General features: G+C 66.6%; 21 protein-coding genes. 9 read left to right on the top strand and 12 right to left on the bottom strand.

Features of this window, described 5'->3' with window-relative positions; translation table 11 throughout:
• The first annotated feature begins 142 nt into the window (after window positions 1-142).
• The 4 genes from gcvPA to S2M10_RS04625 all read left to right on the top strand — a co-directional run bounded on the left by gcvPA (window position 143) and on the right by S2M10_RS04625 (window position 6,446).
• Window positions 143-1,501 (top strand): aminomethyl-transferring glycine dehydrogenase subunit GcvPA, encoded by a 1,359-nt coding sequence (gcvPA, locus tag S2M10_RS04640; protein WP_168845068.1) that lies wholly within the window; start codon window positions 143-145, stop codon window positions 1,499-1,501.
• On the top strand, window positions 1,498-3,069 hold the full coding sequence (gene gcvPB / locus S2M10_RS04635; protein ID WP_168845067.1) for an aminomethyl-transferring glycine dehydrogenase subunit GcvPB: 1,572 nt from the start codon (window positions 1,498-1,500) through the stop codon (window positions 3,067-3,069). The genes gcvPA and gcvPB overlap by 4 nt, the downstream gene beginning before the upstream one ends.
• A 232-nt stretch (window positions 3,070-3,301) precedes the next feature.
• Window positions 3,302-5,647 carry a DPP IV N-terminal domain-containing protein gene (locus S2M10_RS04630; RefSeq protein ID WP_168845066.1) on the top strand — a complete coding sequence of 782 codons (2,346 nt, stop codon included), beginning with the start codon at window positions 3,302-3,304 and terminating at the stop codon, window positions 5,645-5,647.
• A 169-nt stretch (window positions 5,648-5,816) separates the two neighbouring features.
• Window positions 5,817-6,446, top strand: a complete 630-nt coding sequence (locus S2M10_RS04625; RefSeq protein ID WP_168845065.1) for a DUF938 domain-containing protein — start codon at window positions 5,817-5,819, stop codon at window positions 6,444-6,446.
• Here the strand turns inward: S2M10_RS04625 and S2M10_RS04620 are convergent.
• From S2M10_RS04620 to S2M10_RS04595, 6 genes are all read right to left on the bottom strand, one after another.
• Window positions 6,421-7,329, bottom strand: coding sequence for a DMT family transporter (locus S2M10_RS04620; RefSeq protein ID WP_168845064.1), 909 nt, complete (start codon window positions 7,327-7,329; stop codon window positions 6,421-6,423). The two genes, S2M10_RS04625 and S2M10_RS04620, sit on opposite strands and share 26 nt — an antisense overlap.
• 223 nt (window positions 7,330-7,552) lie before the next feature.
• Entirely contained in the window at window positions 7,553-8,419 is an 867-nt protein-coding gene (gene rfbD, locus S2M10_RS04615) for a dTDP-4-dehydrorhamnose reductase (protein WP_168845063.1), read from the bottom strand.
• Window positions 8,419-9,483 carry a dTDP-glucose 4,6-dehydratase gene (gene rfbB / locus S2M10_RS04610; RefSeq protein WP_168845062.1) on the bottom strand — a complete coding sequence of 355 codons (1,065 nt, stop codon included), beginning with the start codon at window positions 9,481-9,483 and terminating at the stop codon, window positions 8,419-8,421. The genes rfbD and rfbB overlap by 1 nt, the downstream gene beginning before the upstream one ends.
• Window positions 9,484-9,486: 3 nt before the next feature.
• On the bottom strand, window positions 9,487-10,053 hold the full coding sequence (rfbC, locus tag S2M10_RS04605; RefSeq protein ID WP_168845061.1) for a dTDP-4-dehydrorhamnose 3,5-epimerase: 567 nt from the start codon (window positions 10,051-10,053) through the stop codon (window positions 9,487-9,489).
• Window positions 10,050-10,928: a glucose-1-phosphate thymidylyltransferase RfbA gene (gene rfbA / locus S2M10_RS04600; RefSeq protein WP_168845060.1), complete on the bottom strand. Its 879-nt coding sequence runs from the start codon at window positions 10,926-10,928 to the stop codon at window positions 10,050-10,052. The genes rfbC and rfbA overlap by 4 nt, the downstream gene beginning before the upstream one ends.
• Before the next feature lie 108 nt (window positions 10,929-11,036).
• Window positions 11,037-12,449: an exopolysaccharide biosynthesis polyprenyl glycosylphosphotransferase gene (locus S2M10_RS04595; RefSeq protein ID WP_168845059.1), complete on the bottom strand. Its 1,413-nt coding sequence runs from the start codon at window positions 12,447-12,449 to the stop codon at window positions 11,037-11,039.
• 613 nt (window positions 12,450-13,062) lie between these two features.
• Here S2M10_RS04595 and S2M10_RS04590 point away from each other — a divergent pair.
• The 3 genes from S2M10_RS04590 to S2M10_RS04580 all read left to right on the top strand — a co-directional run bounded on the left by S2M10_RS04590 (window position 13,063) and on the right by S2M10_RS04580 (window position 17,980).
• Complete coding sequence (locus S2M10_RS04590) at window positions 13,063-15,249, top strand: type I secretion system permease/ATPase (protein WP_168845058.1); 2,187 nt, start codon at window positions 13,063-13,065, stop codon at window positions 15,247-15,249.
• On the top strand, window positions 15,246-16,640 hold the full coding sequence (locus S2M10_RS04585; RefSeq protein WP_168845057.1) for an HlyD family type I secretion periplasmic adaptor subunit: 1,395 nt from the start codon (window positions 15,246-15,248) through the stop codon (window positions 16,638-16,640). The genes S2M10_RS04590 and S2M10_RS04585 overlap by 4 nt, the downstream gene beginning before the upstream one ends.
• A gap of 218 nt (window positions 16,641-16,858) precedes the next feature.
• Window positions 16,859-17,980, top strand: a complete 1,122-nt coding sequence (locus S2M10_RS04580) for a collagen-binding domain-containing protein (RefSeq protein WP_168845056.1) — start codon at window positions 16,859-16,861, stop codon at window positions 17,978-17,980.
• Window positions 17,981-18,111: 131 nt separating this feature from the next.
• Here the strand turns inward: S2M10_RS04580 and epsI are convergent, their stop codons facing one another.
• The 6 genes from epsI to S2M10_RS04550 are packed head-to-tail and all read right to left on the bottom strand — an operon-like array spanning window position 18,112 to window position 23,866.
• Window positions 18,112-18,822, bottom strand: coding sequence for an exosortase-associated protein EpsI, V-type (epsI, locus tag S2M10_RS04575; RefSeq protein WP_168845055.1), 711 nt, complete (start codon window positions 18,820-18,822; stop codon window positions 18,112-18,114).
• Complete coding sequence (xrtV, locus tag S2M10_RS04570; protein ID WP_168845054.1) at window positions 18,806-19,690, bottom strand: exosortase V; 885 nt, start codon at window positions 19,688-19,690, stop codon at window positions 18,806-18,808. Before xrtV ends, epsI begins: the two co-directional genes overlap by 17 nt.
• A 10-nt stretch (window positions 19,691-19,700) precedes the next feature.
• A complete protein-coding gene (locus tag S2M10_RS04565; RefSeq protein ID WP_168845053.1) occupies window positions 19,701-20,411 on the bottom strand; it encodes a CpsD/CapB family tyrosine-protein kinase in 711 nt (236 codons plus the stop codon).
• The gene (locus tag S2M10_RS23070) at window positions 20,411-21,751 is read right to left on the bottom strand and encodes a Wzz/FepE/Etk N-terminal domain-containing protein (protein WP_168845052.1); all 1,341 of its coding nucleotides are present in this window, start codon (window positions 21,749-21,751) and stop codon (window positions 20,411-20,413) included. The genes S2M10_RS04565 and S2M10_RS23070 overlap by 1 nt, the downstream gene beginning before the upstream one ends.
• Window positions 21,752-21,785: 34 nt before the next feature.
• Window positions 21,786-22,640: an SLBB domain-containing protein gene (locus tag S2M10_RS04555; RefSeq protein WP_247650607.1), complete on the bottom strand. Its 855-nt coding sequence runs from the start codon at window positions 22,638-22,640 to the stop codon at window positions 21,786-21,788.
• A gap of 59 nt (window positions 22,641-22,699) precedes the next feature.
• Window positions 22,700-23,866 carry an outer membrane beta-barrel protein gene (locus S2M10_RS04550; RefSeq protein ID WP_168845050.1) on the bottom strand — a complete coding sequence of 389 codons (1,167 nt, stop codon included), beginning with the start codon at window positions 23,864-23,866 and terminating at the stop codon, window positions 22,700-22,702.
• Between the two features lie 393 nt (window positions 23,867-24,259).
• Between S2M10_RS04550 and S2M10_RS04545 the strand changes: the two genes are divergently transcribed.
• A complete protein-coding gene (locus S2M10_RS04545) occupies window positions 24,260-24,511 on the top strand; it encodes an XrtV sorting system accessory protein (protein ID WP_066719595.1) in 252 nt (83 codons plus the stop codon).
• A gap of 145 nt (window positions 24,512-24,656) precedes the next feature.
• Window positions 24,657-25,997 (top strand): ATP-binding protein, encoded by a 1,341-nt coding sequence (locus S2M10_RS04540; RefSeq protein ID WP_211090835.1) that lies wholly within the window; start codon window positions 24,657-24,659, stop codon window positions 25,995-25,997.
• The last annotated feature ends 23 nt before the right edge of the window (window positions 25,998-26,020 follow it).

Raw genomic sequence — 26,020 nt, 5'->3', positions numbered from 1 at the left:
AGCGTGGGCCCACCCCCTGCCCCCTCCCGCTTGCGGGAGGGGGCAGGGGGTGGGCCCACGCTCGCCCCAAACCGAAAGGCCCGCGGATGGCGGGCGCCCACCCCCAACCCCTCCCGCACGCGGGAGGGGAGTAGGACAGTCGATGCGCTACCTGCCCCTTACCCCGGCCGACCGTCAGGCGATGCTTGGCACGATCGGCGCCCAGTCGATCGACGATCTGTTCGTCGACGTGCCCGAAAGCGCCCGCCTGAGCGGGCCGATCGCCGGGCTGCCGATGCATGCGTCGGAACTCGCGGTCGAACGCCATATGTCGCGCCTGGCCGCCAAGAACCTTGCCGCCGGCTCGGCGCCGTTCTTCCTGGGGGCAGGGGCCTATCGCCACCATGTGCCGGCCTCGGTCGACCACCTCATCCAGCGCGGCGAATTCCTCACCGCCTACACGCCCTACCAGCCGGAAATCGCGCAGGGCACGCTGCAGATGATGTTCGAGTTCCAGAGCCAGATCGCCCGGCTGCTCGGCTGCGACGTCGCCAACGCCTCGATGTACGACGGTTCGACCGCGTGCTGGGAAGCGATCTCGATGGCGCGCCGCGTCACCAAGCGCGGCAAGGCGATCCTCTCGGGCGGCCTGCACCCGCATTATGTCTCGGTCGCCAAGACGATGGCGCGCTTCACCGGCGACCAGCTGGTGACGTCGCTGCCGACGCTGAGCCCCGAGCCCGACACGCTCGACCTGATCAATGCGATCGACGCCGACACCTCGTGCGTCGTCGTCCAGTATCCCGACATTCTCGGCCGCATAGAGGACATGTCGGCCCTCGCCGAGGCCTGCCACGCCAGGAAGGCGCTGCTGATCGCCGTCGTCACCGAGCCGGTGGCGCTGGGCGCGATCAAGGCGCCGGGCGAGATGGGCGCGGACATCGTCGTCGGCGAGGGCCAGTCGCTCGGCGTCGGCCTGCAGTTCGGCGGGCCCTATGTCGGCCTGTTCGCCTGCTCGGAAAAGCTGGTCCGCCAGATGCCGGGCCGCCTCTGTGGCGAGACGGTGGACGCCAGCGGCAAGCGCGGCTTCGTGCTGACGCTGTCCACCCGCGAGCAGCATATCCGCCGCGAAAAGGCGACGTCGAACATCTGCACCAGCTCGGTGCTGTGCGCGCTCGCCATGTCGGTGCACATGACGCTGCTGGGCGAGAAGGGCCTGCGCCAGCTCGCCGAGCTGAACCATGTCGGCGCCAGCGCCGCCGCCGATCGCCTGGCCGAAGTGGACGGGGTGGAGCTGGTCACCGACCGGTTCTTCAACGAATTCACGCTGAAGCTGTCGAAGGAAGCGCGTCCGGTCGTCCGCCAGCTGGCCGACAAGGGCATCCTGGCCGGCGTGTCGCTCGGCCGCCTCTATCCGGGCGTCGAGGAGCTCCAGAACGGCCTCGTCGTCGCGGTCACCGAAACCACCACGGAGGAGGACGTCGAGACGCTTGCCTCCGCACTCGAGGAGGTGCTGGCATGAGCACGATCAACCAGTCGGGCCGGCGCCCCACCACGCCGCAGGCGGGCGAAAGCGACGCCGCCACCTTCACCGGCAACCGCGCGCTGATGCTGGAAGAGGCGCTGATCTTCGAGATCGGCTCCACCGACACCACCGGGGTCGATTTCGGCGAGGCCCCCGCGGGCAAGTCGCGCCTCGCCGGCATGGAGCGCTCCAAGGCGATCGGCCTGCCGGGCCTGTCCGAGCCGGAGACGGTGCGCCATTACACCCGCCTCAGCCGCCAGAACTATGCCATCGACCTCGGCCTGTTCCCGCTGGGCAGCTGCACGATGAAGCACAATCCGCGCCTCAACGAGCGGATGGCGCGCCTGCCGGGCTTCGCCGACATCCACCCGCTCCAGCCGGTCGACACCGTGCAGGGCGCGCTGGAGGCGATCGACCAGCTCGCGCACTGGCTGATCACGCTCACCGGCATGCAGGCGGTGGCGATGAGCCCCAAGGCCGGCGCGCACGGCGAACTCTGCGGCGTGCTGGCGATCCGCGCCGCGCTCGACGCCAAGGGCGAGACCGCGCGCCGCATCATGCTGGTGCCGGAGAGCGCACACGGCACCAACCCGGCGACGGCGGCGTTCGCCGGCTTCGCGGTGGAGGACATCCCCGCGACGCCGGAAGGCCGGGTCGACGTGGCGGCGCTCAAGGCGCGGCTGGGGCCGGACATCGCCGGCGTGATGATCACCAACCCGAACACCTGCGGGCTGTTCGAGCCGGACCTCAAGGACATTTCCGACGCGGTCCATGCGGCCGGCGGCTATGTCTATTGCGACGGCGCCAACTTCAACGCGATCGTCGGCCGAGTGCGCCCGGGCGACCTCGGCGTCGATGCGATGCACATCAACCTGCACAAGACCTTCTCCACCCCGCATGGCGGCGGCGGCCCGGGTTCGGGCCCCGTCGTGCTGTCGGCGGCGCTGGCGCCTTATGCCCCGCTGCCCTTCGTCGAGAAGACCGCGGACGGCTATCGCATCGTCGAGGAAGAGAATGCCGAGGAGCATCATGCCGGCACCTTCGGCCGCATGACCGCCTTCCATGGCCAGATGGGCATGTTCACCCGCGCGCTGACCTATATCCTCAGCCACGGTGCCGACGGCCTGCGCCAGGTCGCCGAGGATTCGGTGCTCAATGCCAATTACGTGCTGCGCGCGATGGAGGACGTGCTCGACGCGCCCTTCGGCAAGACCGGCCCGTGCATGCATGAGGCGATCTTCAGCGACAAGGGCCTGCCCGAGGGCTTCTCGACGCTCGACATCGCCAAGGGCCTGATCGACGAGGGCTATCACCCGATGACGGTGTATTTCCCGCTGGTCGTCCACGGCGCGATGCTGGTCGAGCCGACCGAGACCGAGAGCAAGGCGGCGCTGGACCAGTTCATCGGCGCGTTCCGCAATGTCGCGACGAAGGCCAAGCAGGGCGAGGCGGCGCTGAAGAGCGCACCGCACTTCGCGCCCCGCCGCCGGCTCGACGAGACGCTCGCCGCGCGCAAGCCGGTGCTGGCCTACAAGGACGCAGCACCCGCCGAAGCGGCCGAGTAAGCGCCCCACCCGTTACCCCCCGAGAGGGTCGCACACGCCGGCTGGAAGCCCCCGCTTCCAGCCGGCGTCTTGCGTTTTGGGGAGGGTGCCGGGGCTATTGCGATCCCTGTCAGCGCTCTGCATACAGGTTGCGCCCGTGCGCATCGCGCCGGGCCCGCGCGGGGGGCCGGTGACGTGCCGAAGACCTTCTGTCCTGCGGATGGCCGGATCCTCTCCTTCGGAAAGTCTCTCGATGCGCCTGATCGCCTGTTGCCTCCTGGCTTCCCTGACCGCCGGCACCGCGACCGCGCAACAACGGCCGGTATTGACCGACGCCGACTATAGCCGCGCGATGCACCAGCTGGGCCCGTGGACGGCGCCGCTGGTCGATCACGCGGTGCGTTCGGCGCATTGGATCGACGCGCGGCATTTCTGGTATGTCGATACCGATCACGGCGTGCCGACGATCCTGCTGGTCGATGCTGCCAAGCGGACGAAAAAGGCGGCGTTCGAAACGAAGGCGCTGCTCGCCTCGCTCAACGCGGCCGGGCTGAAGACGCAGGACCCGGCGAAGCTGGCCATCGGCGATTTCGCGCCGGATCTCGCCCGGAACAGCGCGGTCCTCAGCGTCAGCGGCAAGCGCTATACCTGCGCGCTGGTGCAGCCCTATGGCTGCAAGGAGTCGGCAGCGCCGAGCGCCGGGCAGCTTGCGGGCTATCTGGCGCAGCAGGGCCCGGCCGACGCGGTGCTCTCACCCGACGGCAAGCGCGCCGCGTTCGTCCGCGACTGGAATCTGTGGGTCCGCGACATGGCGACGGGTGCGGAGCGACAGCTGACCACCGATGGCGTTAAGGACTTCGGCTACGCGACGGACAATGCCGGCTGGAAGCATTCGGATCAGGCAATCGTGATCTGGTCTCCGGACTCCAGCAAGCTGGCGACGTTCCAGCAGGACCAGCGCAAGGTGGCCGACTTCTCCACCACCACCACCCAGGTCGGCCATTCGGAGGTCGAGACGTGGAAATACCCGTTCGTCGGCGACAAGGAGATCATCCAGATCCAGCGCGTCATCGTCGATGTGGACGCTGGCCAGGTCATCCGCCTCAAGATGCCGGCGGAGCCGCATCGCTCCTCGCTGTGCGACGACGTGGTCTGCGGCGAGGGCCCGCAGGACATGCAATGGGCCAAGGATGGCAAGACGCTCGCCTTCGTGTCGACCTCGCGCGACCACAAGGTAGAGACCGTGCGCATCGCGGATGCCGCCAGCGGCGCAGTGCGCGACCTGTTCACGGAGACGGTGCCGACCTGGTTCGACAGCGGCTACAATGACGAGGGGATCAACTGGCGCTATCTGTCCGAGCGCGGCGAGATCCTGTGGTGGTCGCAGCGCGACGACTGGGGCCATTATTATCTCTACAGCGCCGCCACCGGCACGCTGATCCGCCAGGTGACGCAGGGGCAGTGGAATGTCGACCACCCGGTCTTCATCGACGAGCGCAGCGGCAAGATGCTGGTGGCGGGCGTCGGGCGCGAGCCGGGCACGGATCCCTATTATCGCAGCATCTATGCGATCGACCTGAAGGGCGGGGCGCCGAAGCTGCTGACCCCCGAGAAGCAGGATCATATCGCGATTCCGTCCAGTGACGGGCGCTATTTCGTCGACATCTATTCGACTCCGCAGGAACCGCAGACGGCGGTGCTGCGGCGCGCAGACGGATCGGTCGTCCAGCGACTGGCGAAGGGCGACGTGACCCGGCTCAAGGCGGCAGGCTGGCAGGCGCCGGAAAGCATCGCCGTTCAGTGCAGCGACCGCAAGACCTTGTGCCATGGCCTGTTGTTCAAGCCGGCGGGGCTCGATCCGCAGCGCACCTATCCGGTGATCGACTATGTCTATCCGGGCCCGTTCATGGGGACGATCCCCTCGCGGCAATTCTCCGCCTCTTATGGAGATGCCAATGCGCTGGCGCAGCTCGGCTTCGCCGTGGTGGAGATCGACGCGATGGGGACGCCGCGGCGCTCCAAGGCCTTCCAGGACCATTATTATCGCGACATGGGCAAGCAGGCGGTGCCCGACCAGGCCAGCGGCATCAAGGACCTCGCGACGCGCTATCGCTGGATCGACACCGACCGCGTCGGCATCTGGGGCCATTCGGGCGGCGGCAATGCTACTGCGACCGCGATGTTCCTCTATCCCGATTTCTTCAAGGTCGGCATCGCCGAGAGCGGCAACCACGACAACCGCAACTATGAGGACGACTTCTACGAGAAGTATCTTGGCCTGCTGGAGCGCAACGGCGACAAGACGAACTATGATTTGCAGGCCAATCAGGACATCGCCAAGAATCTGAAGGGCAAGCTGCTGCTCGCGCATGGGATGCTCGACGACAATGTGCCGGTGTCGTCGACGCTGCTGGTCGTCGATGCGCTGCAGAAGGCCAACAAGGATTTCGATCTGATCCTGTTTCCACGCGCCCGCCACGGCTATGGCGATCAATCCAACTACATGATGCGGCGCCGCTGGGACTATTTTGTCGAGCATCTGATGGGCGCTACCCCGCCCAACCAGTTCAGCATCGTGAGGCCCGAGTCCGGCAAGTAACGCCTGAGCCAGGCGCGGCGGCATTTTGACGCCGCCGCACTTGCCCTTATGTTGCACTGCATCGCCTCCCAAAGGGGACCCGCATGCCGTTCGATACGCCGCACCCGAGCCGCTACCGCATCGCCGCACGCCTCGCCGACCCCGTTGCCCCGGCGCGGGCGGGGGCGGCATGAGCGACCGCGAGCGCAGCTGGCTCGCCCCGCCCGAAGGCGTGCGGCGCCACGCCCCCGCAACGCTGCGCAATCGTGCTGCCATTGCGACGATGCTGGGCGAATTGCTGCCCGCGTCCGGCGCGGTGCTCGAAGTGGCGAGCGGCAGCGGCGAACATTGCGCCTATTTCGCCGAGCATTTCCCCAGGCTCGAATGGCACCCGAGCGACCCTGACCCCGATGCGCTCGCCTCGATCGCGTCGTGGTGCGACGGGCTGGCCAATGTCCGCCCGCCGGTGGCGCTTGACGCGGCTGCGGCCCGCTGGCCGGTGGCGCACGCCGATGCGATACTCTGCATCAACATGGTGCATATCAGCCCGTGGGCGGCGACGCTGGGGCTGATGGCGGGGGCGGGGCGGCTGCTGCCGTCGGGCGCGCCGCTGATTCTCTACGGGCCCTATCGCGAGGCGGGCGTGGCCACCGCACCCTCGAACGAGGCGTTCGACCAGTCGCTGCGCGCGCGCAACCCGGCCTGGGGGCTGCGGCTGCTGGACGATGTCGTGGCGGCGGCGGCAGCGGAGGGGCTGGTGTTCGATCGGCGGGTGGCGATGCCCGCCAACAACCTCATAATTGTGATTCGGCGTAGCTAGCCTGGCCGCGCGCCAGCTTGTGCTCGCGATAGACGATGTAGAGCCCGCTCGCGATGATCACCGGTGCGCCGAGCCAGGTCGAGAAGCTCGGGAACACGTTGAACAGCAACCAGCCGTAGAGCGTCGCCCAGATCAGACCCGAATAGTCCATCGGCACCACCGTCGATACGGGGGCGAAGCGCATCGCGCCGGTCAGTGCCAGCTGGCCGACGCCGCCGACAAGGCCGGTGGCGATCAGGATCGCCCAGGTCTCGGCGTCATGGGGTTTGTAGTGGAAGGCGTAGATGGCGCCGAGCACCGGTACCGACAGCACGGAGAACCAGAACACCGTGGTGCCGGCGCTCTCCGTCCGGCCGATCTGGCGCAGCGTGATCGCGACGATCGCGACGAACAGCGCCGCCATCAGGCCCACGAACGCGCCGAAGATCGGGATCGCCTCCTGTCCCGGTTGGACGACGATCAGCACACCGACAAAGCCGATGATCACCGCACCCCAGCGGTGCCAGCCGGTCGGCTCACCGAGGATAAGCGCGCCGAGCAACGTCGCGAAGATCGGCACGGTGAACTGGAAGGTCTGCGCCTCGGCCAGCGGCAGCAGGATTACCGCGCCGAAGGTGAAGATCATGCCGGTGAGGCCCACCGCAGTGCGCCAGACGTGCGCACCGAAGCGCTGGGTCTTGAGCGAGTGCAGTCCCGGTCCCATCGCCACCCACAGCGTCACCAGCGGCACCGCCCAGAGCTGGCGGTGGAACATCGTCTCGATCAGCGAGGCGCCGCGCAGTTCCGACATCTTGATGAGCGCCGACATCGTCGACATGCAGGCGATGGCGAAGAGGCGGAGCGCCAGGCCGGTGGCGATGCGATCGGGTCGGGCTTCGGGCACGCGGCCTGCGTTACGGGCAAGCCCCTGGCCCGGCAACCCTTTGCACTCGACTTTCGCTACGTCGACTTGATTTGCAGGATTTGATGGGCGGGGCGCGTAGCGTCGTTCCTCCACGGGCTGGCCGTGCCGCCCCAGTGGGACGGGCTGCACCTTCGGGCCGCCGCCGCAGCCCGGATCGGCGAGGGCGTGGCGCGGCGGATCGTCGTCCGCTGAGCCGCGCGGCTCAGCCGAGCAGGCGGTTCACCACCACCGCGAGCGACTCCTGCCACGGCGGCGCGCGATAGCCGAAGGTCTCGGCGAAGCGGGTGCAATCCAGCCGCGAATTGGACGGGCGCTGGGCAGGCGTCGGGTAACCCGAAGTCGGGATGCCGGTGACATCGGCGGTCGGACCGTCATGCCTCGCGCTTTCTGCGAATATCGCGCGAGCGAACTCGGCCCAGTTCGTTTCGCCCGCGCCGGCGAAGTGATAAAGGCCGCTGTTCCCGCTCTCGCGCTGCCAATGCTCGACCACCTTGAGGATCGCCGTCGCAATGTCGAGCGCCGAGCTCGGGCAGCCGCGCTGGTCCTCGACGACGTTCAGCGAATCGCGCGTCTCGGCGAGGCGCAGCATCGTCTTGACGAAATTGGCGCCGAACGGGCTGTAGACCCAGGCGAGACGGATCACCGCGTGGGCCGCGCCCGACGCCTGCACCGCCTGCTCGCCCGCCAGCTTGGTGGCGCCATAGACGCCAAGCGGGCCGGTGGGGTCATCCTCGCGCCAGGGGCGGTCGAGGCTGCCGTCGAACACATAGTCGGTCGAAAGATGGATGATCGGCGCGCCGATCTTCGCCCCAGCGCGCGCCAGCACGCCGGGGCCGTCACCGTTGATCGCCATCGCCAGCTCGGGCTCGCTCTCGGCCTTGTCGACCGCGGTATAGGCGGCGGCCGAGACGATCAGCTCCGGCTGGATCCGTGCCACCGCGGCTTCGATCGTCTCCGGCTTTGAGAGGTCGAAGTCGGGACGCGCCGCGAACACCAGTTCGTGGCCCTTTGCCTGTTCGGCCAGCGCCTGGGCGACCTGACCGCCCTGCCCGGTGACAAGGATGCGCATCAGGCCGTCTGGCCCAGGCGCTCGCCGGCATATTTGCCGGAGCGGATCGGGCCCCACCACCATTCATTGTCGAGATACCAATCGATGGTCGCGGAAATGCCGGTGTCGAAATTCTCCTCGGCCTTCCAGCCTAGCTCGGTCTCGAGCTTGGTCGCGTCAATCGCATAGCGACGGTCATGGCCGGGACGATCGGTGACGAAGGTGATCAGCTCGCGGCGCTTGCGGCCGTCGGCCAGCGGGATGCGCTGGTCGAGCAGGTCGCAGATCGTCTCGACCACCTGCAAATTGGTCCGCTCGTTGCGGCCGCCGACATTGTAGCTCTGGCCAACCTTGCCGGTCGTCGCGATGGTCGCCAGGGCCTTGGCGTGATCGTCCACGTACAGCCAGTCGCGGATGTTCTCGCCTTTGCCGTAGACCGGCAGCGGCTTGCCCTCGAGCGCGTTGAGGATGGTCAGCGGGATCAGCTTTTCGGGGAAGTGGAACGGACCGTAATTGTTCGAGCAGTTCGACAGCACCACCGGCAGGCCATAGGTGTGACCCCAAGCGCGCACCAGATGGTCGCTCGCCGCCTTCGACGCCGAATAGGGCGAGGAGGGATCATAGGGCGTTTCTTCGGTGAAGATGCCGCTGTCGAACGGCAGGTCGCCGAACACCTCGTCGGTGGAGATGTGGTGGAAGCGAAACGCGTCGCGCTTCTCGCCTTCCAGCTCGCGCCAATATTGCAGCGCCGCCTGGAGCAGCTTGAAGGTGCCGACGACGTTGGTCTCGATGAACTCGCCGGGGCCGTCGATCGAACGATCGACATGGCTTTCGGCGGCGAGGTGCATCACGACATCGACCTGTTCCTCGCGCAGCAGCGGCAGGATCGTCGCGGTGTCGGCGATATCGGCATGGACGAAGCGGTAGTTGGGCGCGTTCTCGATCGCAGTCAGCGAGGCCGGATTGCCGGCATAGGTGAGCTTGTCGAGATTGATGACGCGCGCACCCTGGCGGACCAGATGGCGCACCACGGCCGAGCCGATGAAGCCGGCGCCGCCGGTGACGAGGAAGGTCTGCTGCTGCATGGCTCAGCCCTGATAGAAGAAGGGTGTGTTGAACTCGGCGAACGGGGTTGCGACCGCGTCCTTTTCGGACAGCACCGGCTCCACGCCGATGTCCGGCCAGGTGATGGCGAGGTCGGGATCGTCCCAGCGGATCGCCATTTCCTCGTCCTTCGCGTATTTGGCGCTGACCTTGTAGAGGATCTCGCAATCCGGGACGAGCGTCATGAAGCCGTGCGCATAGCCGGCGGGGACCAGCAGCTGGTTCCACTTTTCCGCCGAAAGCTCGACGCCGACCCATTTGCCATAGGTGGGCGAGCCGCGGCGGATGTCGACCGCCACGTCGTAGATCGCGCCGCGCAGCACGCGCACCAGCTTGGCCTGGGCGAAGGGCGGCGCCTGCAGGTGCAGGCCGCGGATTGTGCCGGGCTGGGCGGAGAAGCTCTGATTGTCCTGGATCCAGCGGACCTCGACGCCCTCGGCATCGAGCACCGACTGCTTGAATACCTCGGAGAAGAAGCCGCGATGATCGCCGTACTTGGGCGGCGTGAACTCGATCACGCCGGACAGCTCGTGGTGATGGACCTGGGTCATGCTGCAGTCACCAGCTTGCGGAGATAGGCGGCGTAGCCGGTCTTGCCGAGACCGGCGGCGCGCTTGAGAATAGAATCGGCATCAAGCCAGCCGCTCTCGAAGGCTACTTCTTCGGGGCAGGCGATCTTCACGCCGGTGCGATGCTCCAGCGTTCGGACGAACGAGCCGGCTTCGTGCAGGCTGTCATGCGTGCCGGTGTCGAGCCAGGCATAGCCGCGGCCCAGCCGGGTGATGTGCAGGTCGCCGCGTTCGAGATAGGTGCGATTGACGTCGGTGATTTCCAGCTCGCCGCGCGCCGAGGGCTGGATCGACTTGGCGATCTCCACGACGTCCTTGTCGTAGAAATAGAGGCCGGTGATCGCCCAGTTGGACTTGGGATTGGCAGGCTTTTCCTCGACGCTCGTGGCGACGCCGGTCTCGGGGTCAAAGGCGACCACGCCGTAGCGCTCGGGATCATCGACATGATAGGCGAACACATTGGCGCCGCCTTGCGACGCCTGTTCGGCGGCTGCCTTGCAGCGTTCGCCCAGCTTTTCACCATGATAGATGTTGTCGCCGAGGATCAGCGCGCTGGGATCGTTCCCGACGAAATCCGCGCCGATGATGAACGCCTCGGCAAGGCCGTTCGGCGACGGCTGCTCGGCATAGCTGAGATTGATGCCGAACGCCGACCCGTCGCCCAGCAGCGCCTGGAACATCGGCAGGTCGCGCGGTGTCGATATGATCAGGATGTCGCGGATGCCGGTGAGCATCAGCACGGACAGCGGGTAGAAGATCATCGGCTTGTCATAAACGGGAAGCAGCTGCTTCGAGATAGACAGCGTTGCGGGGTAGAGGCGCGTGCCGCTGCCCCCCGCAAGGATGATTCCCTTCATTCAATGATCCCCCATGGGGCGGGCAACGCCCGCAACGATTACGAAACGACAAATGCGGAAGTGACGCGGATGTCAATCCGCTGATGTGATGATTGGCGCCGAGGTGCGTTAGAATGCGTTGGAATGCACGATCACCCGCAGCGTCTTGAACAGGATGGTAACGTCGCGCCAGATGTCCCAGCCATCGATATATTCCATGTCCGCCTGGAGGCGGTTGGTCAGATCGACGCGGCGATCGGTGGCGCCGCGGAAGCCGCGGACCTGCGCAAGGCCGGTCATGCCCGGCTTCAGCGTGTGACGGTGCCAGTAGCGCTCGTCGATTTCCCAGAACAGATGGTCCGCGGCGCGCGAGCCGAGCGCATGCGGGCGCGGGCCTACCACGCTCATGTCGCCGCGGAGCACGTTGAGCAGCTGCGGCAGCTCGTCGATGCTGGTCTTGCGGATGAAGCGGCCGACCTTGGTGATGCGGTCGTCGTCTCGGCTGGCCGAGACATTGCCGTTCGCATCGCACAGCGCCACGCGCATCGAGCGGAACTTCAGGATCTTGAACAGCCGGTTTCCGCGGCCGACCCGGTCCTGGGCGAACAATACCGGCCCCGGGCTCTCCATCTTGATCATGATTGCGACGATCACCATCAGCGGCGCCAGCGCCAGAACGGCGGGCACGGTGATGGCGAGATCGAGCGCGCGCTTCTTGGCCCGGTTCGGCATGTTCAGCGGGCCTTGCGAAACGACCAGCGTGTCCTTGCCGTCGAACGAGTCCACCCCGATCGCGCCGAGTGCGTTGAACTGAGGTACGAGGATCTCGCCCTTGATGTTCATGCCCTTGAGCAGCAGCGCCCACACCGCCCGATGTTCCTCGGTGCAGGCGACGACCACGCGATCGAAGCCGATCACGGTGGTGCCCAGTCGGTGGAGCATCTGGGGATCGCGCGGGTTCGGCGACAGGTTGATGATTCGCGCGTCGAGCGCGACAGCGTTGCCCGCCACGTCCAGCGACACGCCGTCGATGATCACCAGCTCGTCGAGCAGCTTGCCCCCGGTCGCCGCGCGAACGTGCCGGCGGAACAGCAGACGGCCGATCATCAGGAAGACGAGCGACAGGACCGCACCTTCACCCAGCTGGAAGCGCGAGAGCGGCAGTTCGGCGGTGAGCAGGTAGCTGCCGAGCAGCACCACGAAGATCGAGAAGAAGAAGGCGGAAACAATATTCTTCACGCCGCTGACCGGGTAGCGCAGGCAGTTCAGCGAATAGGTGCCGCTGGCGAGCGCCGTGCCCAGCGTGATCGGCAGCAGGAACACGCCCACATTGATTCCCGCGAGCGACAGCCAATTCCCGTCGCGCGTGCAAGCGGCGATGTAGAAGGCTGCCAGGATCGCGATGCTGTCGAGCAGGAGAAGCTCGGTATAGAGGATCATGCGGAGCGTCGAACGGCGCCAGACGGGAGCGTCCGCCCGATCGATTCGGGCGTGCGCCCGAAGTTGCTCCTCAAAGGCGCGCTGTGCTTCGAAAGCGTTCATGGCCTCATCGGGCTCCTTCAACGGAATCTGTACGCTGACAGCGGCCGATTCGGCCTGTTGCACTGCATTATAATGGGACGAGCGGCTATCCGAAAGTCTCCGTTTTCGGCGCACGGTACGTTTTTGGGACCCGGACTCAACAAGATCGCACCCCTGCTTTGTTGGCCAAGACAAAGGTCCAATCCGCACATACGCGCGACCCCCGGCCAAATATCCCCTCAAACGCAACATTATTTGTCGTTTTTCGACCGGAATGCGACCGGCAGTCGTGTATCCGCAACTTTATGGCATGATCAAGGGGAGCGGTCGCCGCCTTGTCCGCCAGATCCGGGTTCTGTTCGCGTTTGCAGCGCGATTTTGACAGCAAATTGCTGCGGTGCACCGTAAATTTCCCTCGGTCCGTCGCGGTTGAAGCGCGAGTCCCTACGCGTTCCGGTGTTAAGATCGTCTAATCGAGCTCGCGCCCGTGCCTGCCGCGTCCGTCAGCGGCGGCGTTCGACCCGCCGGTTTCGCGCTACGCATAAACCACAGAAACTTCTCGCTTAATCGAGTCTTTACCAGCCTTCTTCATCATGGCGGCGGTTAGTAGCGCCATGGAGGCAGAGTTCCGGAAATGACACGCGACGAGATGCAGGCCACCCTGCAGAACGCCTTTGCCGGCCCGGCGGCCGCCCAGGGCGAGGCCGAGCTGCGCGATTCCGGGCTGGTGGCGCTGTCGCTGCTGCTCGGCGTCCACAACATCGTGATCACGCCCGAACAGCTGCGCCATGCGCTGGGGCATGCCGAGGCGCCGACCGCTGACGACCTGATTCTGCTCGCCAAACGCCAGCAGGGCGTGCGTGCCAAGGCCGTCGACGTGCCGCGCGGGGGGCTCGCTCGCCAGCCGCTGCCCGCCATCGCCGACGGGCCGGACGGCTGGTTCGTCATTGGCGGGCTGACCGAGCACGGCGTTATCATTCAGCGGCCGGGCCACGCGCCGGAGCAGGTGGATCGCGACGGGCTGGACGCGATCTGGTCCGGGACGCTGGTGCTGCTCACCACCCGTGCGGTGGCGGGGCGCCCGCTGCGATTCGGCTTCTCCTGGTTCACCGCGCAGTTCATGCGGTATCGCAAGCTGTTCCTCGAAGTGCTGGGGATCACCCTGGCGCTCAACCTGCTCGGGCTCGCCGCGCCGCTCCTGTTTCAGAGCGTGATTGACAAGGTGCTGATTCACAACAGCATGAGTACGCTGAGCGTGCTCGCCTTCGCCTTTCTGGCGGTTTCGATCTGGGAAGTGGCGCTGGGCTGGATCCGGACCCGGTTGTTCACCGAGACGACGCAGAAGATCGACGTCGAGCTCGGCGCGAGGCTGTTTCACCATCTGCTCGCGCTGCCGCTTTCCTATTTCGAGAAGCGCCGGGTGGGCGACACCGTCACCCGCGTCCGCCAGCTCGAAACGATCCGCGAGTTCCTCACCAACGCTTCGCTCACCGTGATGGTCGATCCGCTGTTCACGCTGGTCTTCCTCGCCGCGATGCTGGTCTATTCGCCGATGCTTTCGGGCATCGTGCTGGTGTCGCTGGTGCTCTACGCGATCGTTTCGTTCAGCGTCGCGGGACCCTTGCGCGCCCGAGTCGAGGACAAGTTCGAGAAGAGCTCGGCGAGCAACGCGCTGCTCGTCGAGAGCGTCTCGGGCATCCACACGATCAAGGCGACCGCGGTCGAGCCGCATTGGCAGAACCGCTGGGAGCGTCAGCTCGCCGCCTATACCGCCTCGTCGCAGCGGCTGATCAACACCGCCAACACCGGCAGCCAGACGATTGAGCTGATCTCCAAGCTGAGCTTCGCCGCGATCCTGTTCTTCGGCGCGCAGGCGGTGATCGGCGGCGCGCTGAGCGTCGGCGCGCTGGTGGCGTTCAACATGTTCGCGCAGCGCGTCTCGGGCCCGGTGATTCGCATGGCGCAGCTGTGGCAGGACTTCCAGCAGGTGCGCATCGCCATCGAGCGGCTGGGCGACGTGCTCAACCATCCCGTCGAACCGCGTCCCGCCTCCGCGGCGACCCTGCCGACGCTGCACGGCGCGATCCGCTTCGAGAATGTCAGTTTCCGCTATGCCGAGGACCAGCCGCCGGTGCTGAGCGACATCACGCTCGATATCCCGGCGGGCAGCTCGCTCGGGATTGTCGGCTCGTCGGGCTCGGGCAAGTCTACGCTGGCCAAGCTCCTCCAGCGCCTCAACCTGCCGAGCAACGGCCGCGTGCTCGTCGACGAGGTCGATATCGCGCAGCTCGATCCGGCCTGGCTGCGTCGCCAGATCGGCGTGGTGCTGCAGGAGAACCTCCTCTTCAGCCGCACGATCCGCGAGAATATCGCGCTTTCCAACCCGGCGATGCCGTTCGAGCACGTCGTTGCGGCGGCAACGCTGGCGGGCGCACACGACTTCATCCTGCGCCAGCCGCGCGGTTATGACACCGAGATCGTCGAGCGTGGTGTGAATCTTTCCGGCGGTCAGCGCCAGCGGCTCGCCATTGCGCGCGCGCTGGTCGGCAATCCGCGCATCCTGGTGTTCGACGAGGCGACCTCGGCGCTCGACGCCGAGAGCGAGGAGCTGATCCAGAACAATCTGCGCGCGATCTCCGCCGGCCGCACGCTCGTCATCATCGCCCACCGCCTCTCGGCGGTGCGCGGTTGCGACCGGATCATCACGCTCGAACAAGGCCGCATCGTCGAGAGTGGCCGTCATGACGAACTGCTGCGCCTGGGCGGCCGTTATGCCGACTTGCACCGCCGCCAGGGCGGCTATGGGGAGATTGCAGCATGAACGCCGTCGTCACCATGGGCCGTCGCAGCCCGCTGTCGCGGATCCGCGGCACCGTGCTCCCTGCGCGCACCGTTGACTATGATACCACCTTCCTGCCCGCCGCGCTCGAGATCATCGAACGGCCGGTGTCGCCCACTGCGCGGCTCACCGCGAAGGTGATGCTGGCGGGACTGGCGATCACCACCGCCTGGCTGGCGATCGGACGCGTCGACGTGATCGCGCCGACGCAGGGGCGGATCGCACCAATCGGCGAGACCAAGATCGTCCAGTCGCCCGAATCGGGAATCGTCCGCCGTATCCTGGTGGGCGAGGGGCAGAAGGTGGCGAAGGGGCAGGTGCTGATCACGCTCGACCCGACGATGAGCGCGGCCGAGGCAGCGCAGGCGAAGGTGGCGCTGGTCACCGCGCAGCTGGATGCGGCGCGCAACCAGGCAATCATCGATGCGCTAGACGGCAAGGGCTTCCGCTTCGCGGCACCCGCCGGGGCCAGCCCGGCCGAGGCGGCGACGCATCGCGAGTTCGCCCGCGCGCGTCTCGGGCAGATCGAAGCGGCCTATGCCGGCGGCCGTTCGGACAGCGGCGCCGCCGTCTCCGCTGCCGCCGAGGCGCAGGCACAGGTGAAGAAGCTGGAACAGGCGCTGCCGCTGCTCGAGCAGCAGGTCGCCGCCAACGAGGCGATGGCCGCCAAGGGCTATGTTTCCAAGCTGCGCGTCGTCGAACTGCGCCGTCAGCTGATCGCCGAGCGGCAGGACCTGAGCGCCGCGCGCGCTTCGGTGGCGAAGCTCGGCCAGCAGTCGCACAGCGCCAGCAGCCTTTCTGCCAAGACGCGCGAGGAGGCGCGGGCGCAGGTGCTGCAGGAGCTGGTGAAGGCCGAAGCCGAGATACGCGCGCGCAGCGAGGATGTCGCCAAGGCAACGCTGCGCAGCTCGTTCCGCGAACTTCGCGCGCCGGTGAGCGGTACCGTCTCGCAGCTCCAGGTCCATACCGAGGGCGGGGTGGTGGAAGGCGCCAAGCCGCTCCTCTCGCTGGTGCCGGACAAGGCGCGACTGGAGGCCGAAGTGATGGTGGCCAACAGCGACATCGGCTTCGTCCGCACCGGCATGCCGGTGAAGGTGAAGCTTCAGGCGTTCCCCTATACCCGCTACGGCATGATCCCCGGCACGGTGGTGGGGATCAGCCCTGAGGCGGTGCAGGTGAAGGAAGGCGAGCCGCCGGTCTACAAGGCGCGGATCGCGCTCGACCGCAGCTATGTCGTCGCCCATGGCGGCCAGGTGCCGCTGCGCCCGGGCATGATCGCCAGCGCCGATATCGTGACCGGCAAGCGGACGCTGCTGAGCTATCTGGTCGGCCCGGTGCTGGAAACGGGAAGCGACGCGCTGCACGAGCGGTAATCCGGAACCTTGAGACATTGCCGGCGCGCGGGATGGGCGTGCGCCGGCAATTCCGTAAAACTGCAATGCATCTGTCCCGCTCGTGTCATAATAGGAAATTGATCAGATATTGCAGATATTTCTAGTGCGCGAACCACGTTAGGCGGCCGTCTTCGCACCAAAGCCGCACGGCCATCTTCATGGGGAAGAGCCTGGGCTTCGTTCGAGGAGGGGAACCCATGCGTCTGCTTTCCATCGCGGCTCTTGCCGCCGCGCTCGCCGCATCGCCCGCTGCCGCCGCACCTGATCCCGCCGCCGGCCTGCAGGCACTGCGCGAACTGAACCTGGTGGTGTTCGACACGCTGACCACCAACGGCCAGGAAGTGGAGGGGCGCACCTTCGTCGGCACGCTCGTCGCCGCCAACTTCACCAATTTCGGCATCGGCAACAGCAGCCAGGGCGCCGCGACGTCGTCCTTCGACGTGCTGAGCGTGGTGGGCAACGCCACCGGATCGTTCCGCCTCAAGGCGGGCTATCAGAACGGCGCCAACGGCATTGTCGGCACCACCGCGCGCGTCGGCGGCAATGTCGGCGCGATGGACTTCAACACGACCGGCGGGGTCAACGGCGCGCTGATCGCGGGCGGCAACCTCACGTCCTCGTTCAACATCAACAATAACAGCGTGCGCTATGGCGGCACCGCAGTGGGCGGCCTGAACGGCGCGGTGCAGGACACCAGCCTCGCCGCCGGCGGCGCGAACGACGTGGCGGCGGCGCTGCAGGTGCAGATGGGGTCGCTGCAGGCGAACCTGACCGGGCTGTCGAACTTGCTGGCAGCCATGCCGTCGCTCGCCACGATCACCTCGACGGCGACTGCGCTCGATTATTCGGGTGCGCAGAACGGCGTCGCCGTGTTCACGATGAGCGAGGCGGCGTTCGAGAACCAGAACGCCAATTTCGACACGCTGTTCACCGGCATGCCCAGCGGCGTGACCACGATCATCAACGTGCTGGGCACGAACCTGGTCGAGCAGGGCAACCTCAACAGCAAGCTGCTCAACCAGTCGGTGATCTGGAACTTCAACACGGCGCAGAGCCTGTCGCTGAAGGGCTTCCACGGCAGCGTGCTGGCGCCCAACGCCAGCGTCTCGAACAGCAGCGCGCTGGAAGGCAGCATCGTCGCGCGCAACTTCACGCTGAACGGCGAGATCCATCTGGGCACGTACAACGGCACCGACAGCTTCCTGCCGCCGCCTTCGGGTGTGCCCGAACCGGCTGGGTGGGCAATGCTGCTTTTCGGCTTCGGCGCGCTGGGCGCGGTGGTGCGCCGCCGCCGGCACGTGCGCACGGTCGCGCGCTAAGGCCGAGCCGGGTGCCGGGCAGCGCGGATCGCGCTGCCGGTTTCCGCCCGTATCCCGGCTGAGGCGGATCTCTCCGCTACGGGAGGATCGGAATAGAAGAAGGGGGACGCCGGCGCCCCCCCTTTTTGCGTTCAGGCGCCGGCGCGGTGGTGTGGCTCGATCGCCGCCGTCATCTGCGTGCCGAGCAGCGGCCGCAGCACCCGTGGGTCGAGCGTCTTGACCAGCTCGCGGGCGAAATCGAGATTGGCGGCAAGTCCCTCGGCCGCATCGCTGGCGACGGTGGAGATGCGAACCAGCACGCCGTCGACGATCCAACCGGCCATCTGGCTCTTCAGCCGCGCCATCAGCTGCTCGTTGCCCGACTGTGGCAGATATTCGCCGACCCGGGCCCAATAGAGGATCTGCTCGGTGCGGTTGTAGTTGGTCGCGGTCAGCGCCCGGCCTGGGATCGCCACCTGATCGGCCACCGGGATCGTTTGCGCGTGGCTCTCCAGCACGGTGAAGCCGAAGAAGGGGTAGCAGACCTCCGGCCGGTGGAGCTGCAGCAGATCGGTCTGGGCATTGCCATAGGCGATCAACAGCATCACCGCGACGCCGTCCGGTCGCGAGAAGGCGCGGCTGACGACCTGGTTATACAGCTTGTCCTCCAAGCTGCCTTCGCGCGGCGGCGCGATCAGCGCGCCGGTATCCTCGGCCCTCCACGCGCCGAATGCCTTGGGCATCAGCGCGTCGAGCTTGGTCGCGCCGAGCAGGTCCATCCGGCGACGCGGCTTGAGGCCGAGCGAGGCGCCGGCCGCGGCGAAGCAGCCGCCGCCGATCAGCAGGTCACGCCGGTTGAACATGGGACCTCCGACGCAGGAACAGCTGGGCCTGCTCAACCATCCAGTCGATCGCGAAGATGGTCAGCAGGGCGACCACGAACATCACCATGCCGGTGGAGACGTGGAGGAAGCTCTGCGCCGCCTCGTCGCCCAGATGATAGGTGATCAGCACCAGGATGATGATGCGCAGCGTGTTGGTGACGACCGCCACCGGAATCACCAGCGCGGCGATGAACAGCGCATAGCGCCAGGACGGCTTGTTCTTGATGTAGATGTACAGCAGCGTCACCACGACCAGGCTGGAGAGCGAGCGCAGGCCGGAGCAGGCATCCTCCACCAGCAGCTGATAGGGGCCGACGAACAGCGTCACGCCCTGGCGCAGGATCGGATAGTCCAGCCAGGACAGGAATCCGGTCGCGGCATAGGAGACGAACTCCTTAAGCGGTGCGGTGACCCGGTCGACCGCCCAGCCGGGCGGCGGCACCAGGAACAGCAGCCACAGCACCGGGAACCACGCCGCGCGGAGGGCGCGCCCGCCGAAATAGAGATAGCCCGCGGCGATTACCGCGGCCACCAGGCCCAACGCCTCGATGCTGATGAAGTCGAAGATGCGGCCCAGCGAATAGACCAGCAGCGACAGCAGGAGGAACAGCGTGCCGAGCGCGAGACTGCCCGGTGCGCGCAATGCCTCGATCGCGCTGCGCTGGCGAGCCAGCATCCAGATGCCGGTGGCGAGCACGATCGGCCCATGGACGCCGCCCTCGGCGCTCCATACTTGGCGGCCGAGGGTGACGAACGTGGGGATGGCCAGCGCCAGCAGGCCGGCGACGGCGAACCAATAGCCGCCTCCCGTCCTGCCTCGCTGCCGCTCGAAAGCGGTCGCAGTCATATGGTCCAAATCAATATCCGTTCAGCACGCAGCCAACGACGTTGGTGCGGTCGGCGCGCAGCGTACGGGTCAGCGTATTTACATCGCGTATATAGCTCTCGTCCTTGCGCGCGACGATCATCGCATAGCCGGCGACATTGGCGACACGCTGCGCGTCCGCGCAGGTGTTCGACGCCGTGGTATCGAAGATGGTGATGTCGAACTCGCGGAGCAACTGCGTCGTCACGTCGCGGAACTGTTCGGAAGAGAGCAGTTCCTGCGGGCTGTGCTCGACATGGCCGGCGGGGATGACAGACAGCTGATCGAGCCCGGTCGGGTGAATGATCGAGGCAAGCTCGACCTCGCCCGATGACAGATAATCGGCAAGGCCCGGCTTGGCCGCGTCGATGCCGAAGGCCGGCCCCACCGAAGGCGCGCGGAGGTTGGCGTCGACCAGTGCGGTCTTGATGCCGATCTGCGCGAGTGCAGTGGCGAGGTTGATGGCGATGAAGCTGCAGCCGGCGCCCTCGGAGGCGGCACACAGCGCCAGCGCCCGGCGCCCCTCGCGCAGGTGCTGCGCGATGATGCGGGTCCGCAGCGCGCGGATGGCTTCCGCCTCGATGCCGGTCGGATCGGAGAGCACGAGCTGATATTCGAGCGCGCCGGTCGTATCCGGCGTGGTCGGCACGGCGCTCGGACGATCGCCTTCGGGCAGCGGTTCGGGCGTGGTCATCGCGTCCATCAGTTTACTGCAGCTCCGTGCGATTCGGCGGTTTCGCCGAGAGTTTCATGGGCGCGGCGAAGGCGGGCGGCGAGCGCGGCGCGGCTCTGCACCACGCCGAGCACCGGCGCATCGACCGCGGATTCGAGATCCTCGGGGCTGCGGACGCGCCGGCCGAGCAGCTCGACGAGCAGCGCGACGAGAAGGCCGAGGCCCAGGCCGAAGCCGGCGGCGCCGCCGATGATCATCGGCACCTTCGGGTAATAGGGCTTGTCCGGCGCGCTGGCTTCGCTGAGCGTCGTCATGCCGGTGTCGTTGCTGCTCGCCTCGAGGCGGAGATCCGCGACGCGCTGCGCGGCCTTCATATACTGGTCCTGCTTCAGCGTGACGTCGCGCTGCAGCTGGGCGACCCGATCGACGTCCTGACGGTTGCCGAGAACGCGGGCGCGCTGGGCGTTGGCCGCGCTCTCGAGCACGCTCTGCGCCGAGCCTGCGCCGCCACCCGCCTGCGCGCGCTCCTGCGCGGCTGCCTTGGCGACGACGGCGCGCTGGCGCTGGAGCGCCTGGAACGCCGGGTGGTTCGGGCCATAGTTGGTCGCGGCCTGCTGGATCTGCTGGTCGAGCTGGGCGAGCTGGAGCTGCGCCGGGCCCATGCCGCCGCCGGGGGCCGGCGCCGCGGGCACGGCCGCCTGGCCCTGCAGCGAGGCGAGCTTCTGAGTGTCGAGATCCGAGCCGGTATCGGTGAGGACAATGCCCGACTTCTTCACATAGGCCGTGCGCGCCTCGACCGCGGCGAGCAGCGCCTGGCGGGCCGATTCGGCCTGCTGCGCATACCAGTCGGCCGACTTGGCCGCCGCCGCCCGCTTGGCCGAGAGCGATTGGGCGAGGAACGCGGTGCGGATCAGGTTGGCGATCCGCTCCGCGCGTTCGGGCGAGCCGTCCGAATAGGAGATCTGGAGGATGTTGCTCCCCTCGATCACGTTCGCATCGGTATTCTGGATGATCTGGTTGGCCAGCCAGCGGCGGATATCGCCGGTGCTGGCCGCAGTCGAGGCATTGAACGCGGCGATGTTCGCCGGATCATTGGCCCAGCCCAGTTCGTCGACGACGCGGCCGGCGGTGCCGTAATCCTCGATCAGCTCGGTCTGGGTCTGGACATAGGCGCGCATGAACTGCGAGTTCATCACCTGTCCGGTCACCGGATCCGGCTTGAAGGTGTCGAGCACCAGCCGCGTGGTCGCCCGATAGCGCTCGGGCAGGAACTGCACCACGATCGTGGCGGTGGCGACGCAGACGAGGAACGCCGGGAGGATGATCCACCGGCGCGCCCAGAGAATGCGGAAAAATTGTACGATATTCACTGGTGCGCCTCGTCAGCTGCCAACATTGCCTAGATCAGAACAACCGCTCGCCGATGACGATCGTGTCGCCGGGCTTGATCGGATCGTCCAGCTTCAACTTGAGCTCCTGGCCATCGCGCGTGACCTTGACCCGCTTGATCGAGCCGGCGGGCGCCAGTCCGCCGCCCTGCGCGACCGCACGGCGCAGCGTCATGTCCGTTCGAATCGGATATACGCCAGGCGCGTTCACTTGGCCATAAATGTAGAAACGCTCCACTTCGGGCACGAAGACCTTGTCTCCGGCTGCGACGCTGGGGTCGTCCTCGGGGCCGCCCTGGGCAAGCTTCTTGTAGTCGAGCTTCCGGCTGGTGCCGTCGGCGCGGGTGAGCACGACGTGATCGGCGGCGTCGGCCTTGAGCCCGCCGGCACGTGCGATGATCTCCGACACGTGGTAGCCGCGATCGACCGGCTGCAGCCCCGCCGTGCCGACCTGGCCCAGCACCGTCACATAGTTGCTGACGAAGTTCACGATGTCCACGCTGACGATCGGCTTGGCGTAATAGCCGCCGGCCTTCAGCAACCCCTCGATCTTCTTGACGAGCGACACCGACGTCTCGCCCTTGACCGGGATGGCACCGATATACGGCAAGGTGATCGTGCCGTCGGACTGAACGCGGGCACGCGTCTTGAAGTCGCTCTGGCCGAGCACGTCGACCTCGAGCACATCGTCGACGCCGATCTTGTAGCCTTCCGGCGCCGATCCGGAGGGGATCGGCGCGGGCGAGGTGCTCGTCTGAACCGGAGCCTCCGCCGCCTGCTGCTGGGGCAGGGGACGGGGCGCCGCAGCGCGCGGGCGCGACGGCGCCGGCGTGGCAATCTGCGCCGCGGCAGGAACCGCGAGAGCGGTCATGCCGGCGAGCGCGGAAACAAACATCAACCTACTTTTGTCGTACATGGATACGGCCCTTGTCAGAGCGCCAGCGAAGTCGTCAAATTGATGCGCTTGGCGTGGTATTTGAAAAGCCGGATATTCGACGTCCGTTCGTCATAGCCCGCACCCAGCACGAACCGCAGGCGCCGCGTGGCATTGTACGTCGCATTCGCACCGATCGACAACATGTTGTCGTTGCCCGAATTTGGGGCATCCGGGTACAGGGACGACGCAGCATATTCGCGCCAGGTCCTCGACGCGGTGAGCGACACGCTGGTGCGGCTGGAGAGATCGTGCGAAATCGTCCCCGAAAGGGCCGTCAGGATCTCGTAGCTGGTAAAGTAGATCACCGAGGGCTGGGGCGCCCGCGATCCGGTGAGCCGGACGGTGAACAGGTCGGCATTGTACAGCGCCGAAAGGTCGAAGCCGATGCCGGAAAAGCTGTTGGTGCCAGGCAGCTTGGGATCGACCTTGCTGTAGTTCACCGAGCTGCGCAGATTCAGGCGGCTGGACACGCTGCGTTCCAGCTGCAGGCCCACGGCATAGCTTTTCAGGCCATCCCGCCCGGCACTGCCGACGACAGGCCGGCGATTGATGTAAACGCTATCTGAATAACGACCGAAGAGCGAGATGGTACCCAGCGACGGCGATTGCAGGCCGATCTGGGCGGTGACGGTGTCGGTATTCGAATCCGCATATTCGCGCACCGCCAGGCTGTTGCGGACCTCAGTGCGCGAATAGGCGACCGCCGGGCGCAGGCCATAGGGACCGCCGCACCCGATGTCGGCGCTGTAGCGGCGGGATTCCTCCGTATTGTTGAAGCTGTTCGCTGCATCGAGCACGTACAGGCTCGAGAGGTCGCTGATCCGGCGCTGATAGCCGACTTCGCCGTGCACCAGGCACGAGGCAAGCCGCTGGTCGGCGCCGCCGGTGAGCGAAATGTTCTCGCGGTTCAGGCTCGTGAACTTGTTGTAGAACTGATAGCCGATCGAGCCCGCCAGATAGGTGGTGCCGGTCGCGCGCGGCAGGACGACGTTCAGATCGAGCGACGGCGAGCCGATGAGATCGTCCGTGCTGCTGCCCTGGCTGATCCGCGGGTCGTTGACGACGACGTTGTCGTTATATTCGATCCTGGCGGTCGCCCGCACGTCGATCTGCCGCTCGGCGCCGCTCGGGCGGCTGGTGAAGGCGTTGCGTTGCGCCAAGGCCGGCTGCGCCGATGCTGCAGTCGCGAAAAGCGCGACGATGCGGCACGGCAGTGCGATACGCCCGGAAAGGCGCGGTTTTTCAGCCTGTCGAATGTCGTGTGGTTGCACGATGGTCCCCCCGGGTGCTCGCTTCATTATCAATGGCCTCCTGTACAAGCAACCGGACAACGCCTTGGCAAAGGCGCCGGAACCTGCCCTGACTCTGTCCCCCGACCGCTCCCCATGCAGGTAGCGTCGAGCCAGGCGCAAACTCCCATTTCGAGGCGGTGGTTGCTTAACGGTGCCTTATCACATCTTCGGGCATCTAGCGAGTTGCGCCCGGCGCTGCTAGTGCAGGTGCGAACGACGCGGGAAATCATTTGATTCCTACGGCGAATGGAAAGGACATGCATGCAGACGCCCTATGATTGGGTCACTATTGCGATATTCGCCGGCCTGATCGTTATCTTTCTGCAACGTTCCCAGGCCGACTCGGTTGTCCGCGATACAATGATCGGGTATCTGCCGCCGGCAATAGGGTGCGCGGTAGCGAACTATCTGGGGAACGAGAACTACCACGTTTTCGCGATCCTCACGATCCTGCTGGTGCTTGCGTATATCGCGTTCGTGATCAAGCCGTACGAGTTCATCAAGCGCCGCTGAACAAGGCGCTGCCGATTCGCGAAGAGGATGCCCGGAGGCACGAGCCCGGGGTGGCCGCGGTTTTCCGCCGGCGGATTTATTAAGAGGTGATCGAGTGGCTTTAGGTTCCGCGCTGAAGTTCTTGTGGCCTTTCGGGCGCCGCGACATGCCTGACGACGAAGGCTATTTCCCGATCGCCGCGACTGTGGTGCCGCACCGGGACGCGCATGGCGGCAGCCGCACCCGACCCGACTTCCCGACCTTCCGGGCCTCTGCGCTGGACCGGCCGCTGGATCGGCTGCGCGAGGAGCGGCGGGAGATCACTCGCGCCCGTTTCGCGCTGTCGACCTATTTCACGCCGACCCAGCCCGTCGCCGATCGTTCGAGCTTCGCGGGCCGCCTTGGCGTGCTGGCGCGGCTGATCTCGTCGATCGAGAGCCAGCGCAGCCATGTGGTGCTCTATGGCGAGCGCGGCATCGGCAAGACCTCGCTGCTGCATGTCCTCGCCGATGTCGCGCGGGAGAGCAGCTACATCGTCAGCTACGCGACGTGCGGCGCCAACGCCAAATTCCCGGAGCTCTTCCGCGCGGTGCTGCAGGACGTGCCGCTGCTGTTTCACCGTGAAGTTGCGCCGAACGCCGGCGAGGCGGAGAGCGGCGGTAGCCTGGCCGACCGCCTGCCCGTCGGGGCCTTTGGCGCCGGCGAACTGGCGGACCTGTGTGCCGACATCACTGGCACCCGCGTGCTGATCGTCCTCGACGAGTATGACCGCGTGGAAGACACTGCCTTCCGCCAGCAGGTCGCCGAACTGATCAAGAATCTGTCGGACCGTTCCGCGCGTGTCCAGCTGGTGATCGCTGGCGTTGCCTCCAACCTCCAGGAACTGATCGGCTATGTGCCGTCCATCCGCCGCAACGTCATCGGCCTGCCGATGCCGCGGCTGGAGGAGAGCGAAGTGCAGGAAATGATTGGCCTGGGCGAAACGGCGTCCGGCGTGCGGTTCGATCCGAACCTGACCAGGATCATCCATCTTCTGGCGCTGGGTTCGCCCTATTTCGCGCGGCTGCTGTGCCACCACGCGGCGGTGGAGGCGCTCGATCAGGGCCGGCTGACCGTCGATCAAGGCCATCTGCGCCGCGCGCTCGATTCGGCGATCGTCGAGATGGAAGGGCGGATGTCGCCGCGGACCGTGGCGGAGATGCGCAAGTTCGTCGGTGGCCGCTACGATCCGCTCCTCGCCGCGCTGGGCGAAGCCTCGCGTTCGGTCGACGGCTGGTTCGGCGGGCGCGCGGTGGTGGATCTGCTGCCCGGCGCGACCGTGACGGCGCAGCAGGTGGAGCAGGAACTCGCAGGCCTTACGACTCAGCTGGGCCTGGACACCGAAGTGCAGGACGGCGAGCGCCGCTTCCGCTTCAGTGACGACACGCTGCCGATCTATCTGTGGCTGATGGTGGGGCGCCTGCGGCTGGACAGCGGCACGCTGGAAGACGTGCTGGCCACCGCCTGACGATGCTTTCGCTGCGGCGAGGG

Origin of the sequence: Sphingomonas sp. S2M10 (genome assembly GCF_012650175.1) — a bacterium.
Taxonomy (GTDB): domain Bacteria; phylum Pseudomonadota; class Alphaproteobacteria; order Sphingomonadales; family Sphingomonadaceae; genus Sphingomonas.
Note: the sequence above shows the minus strand (reverse complement) of the source record. Positions and strands in the feature narration are given on the sequence as shown.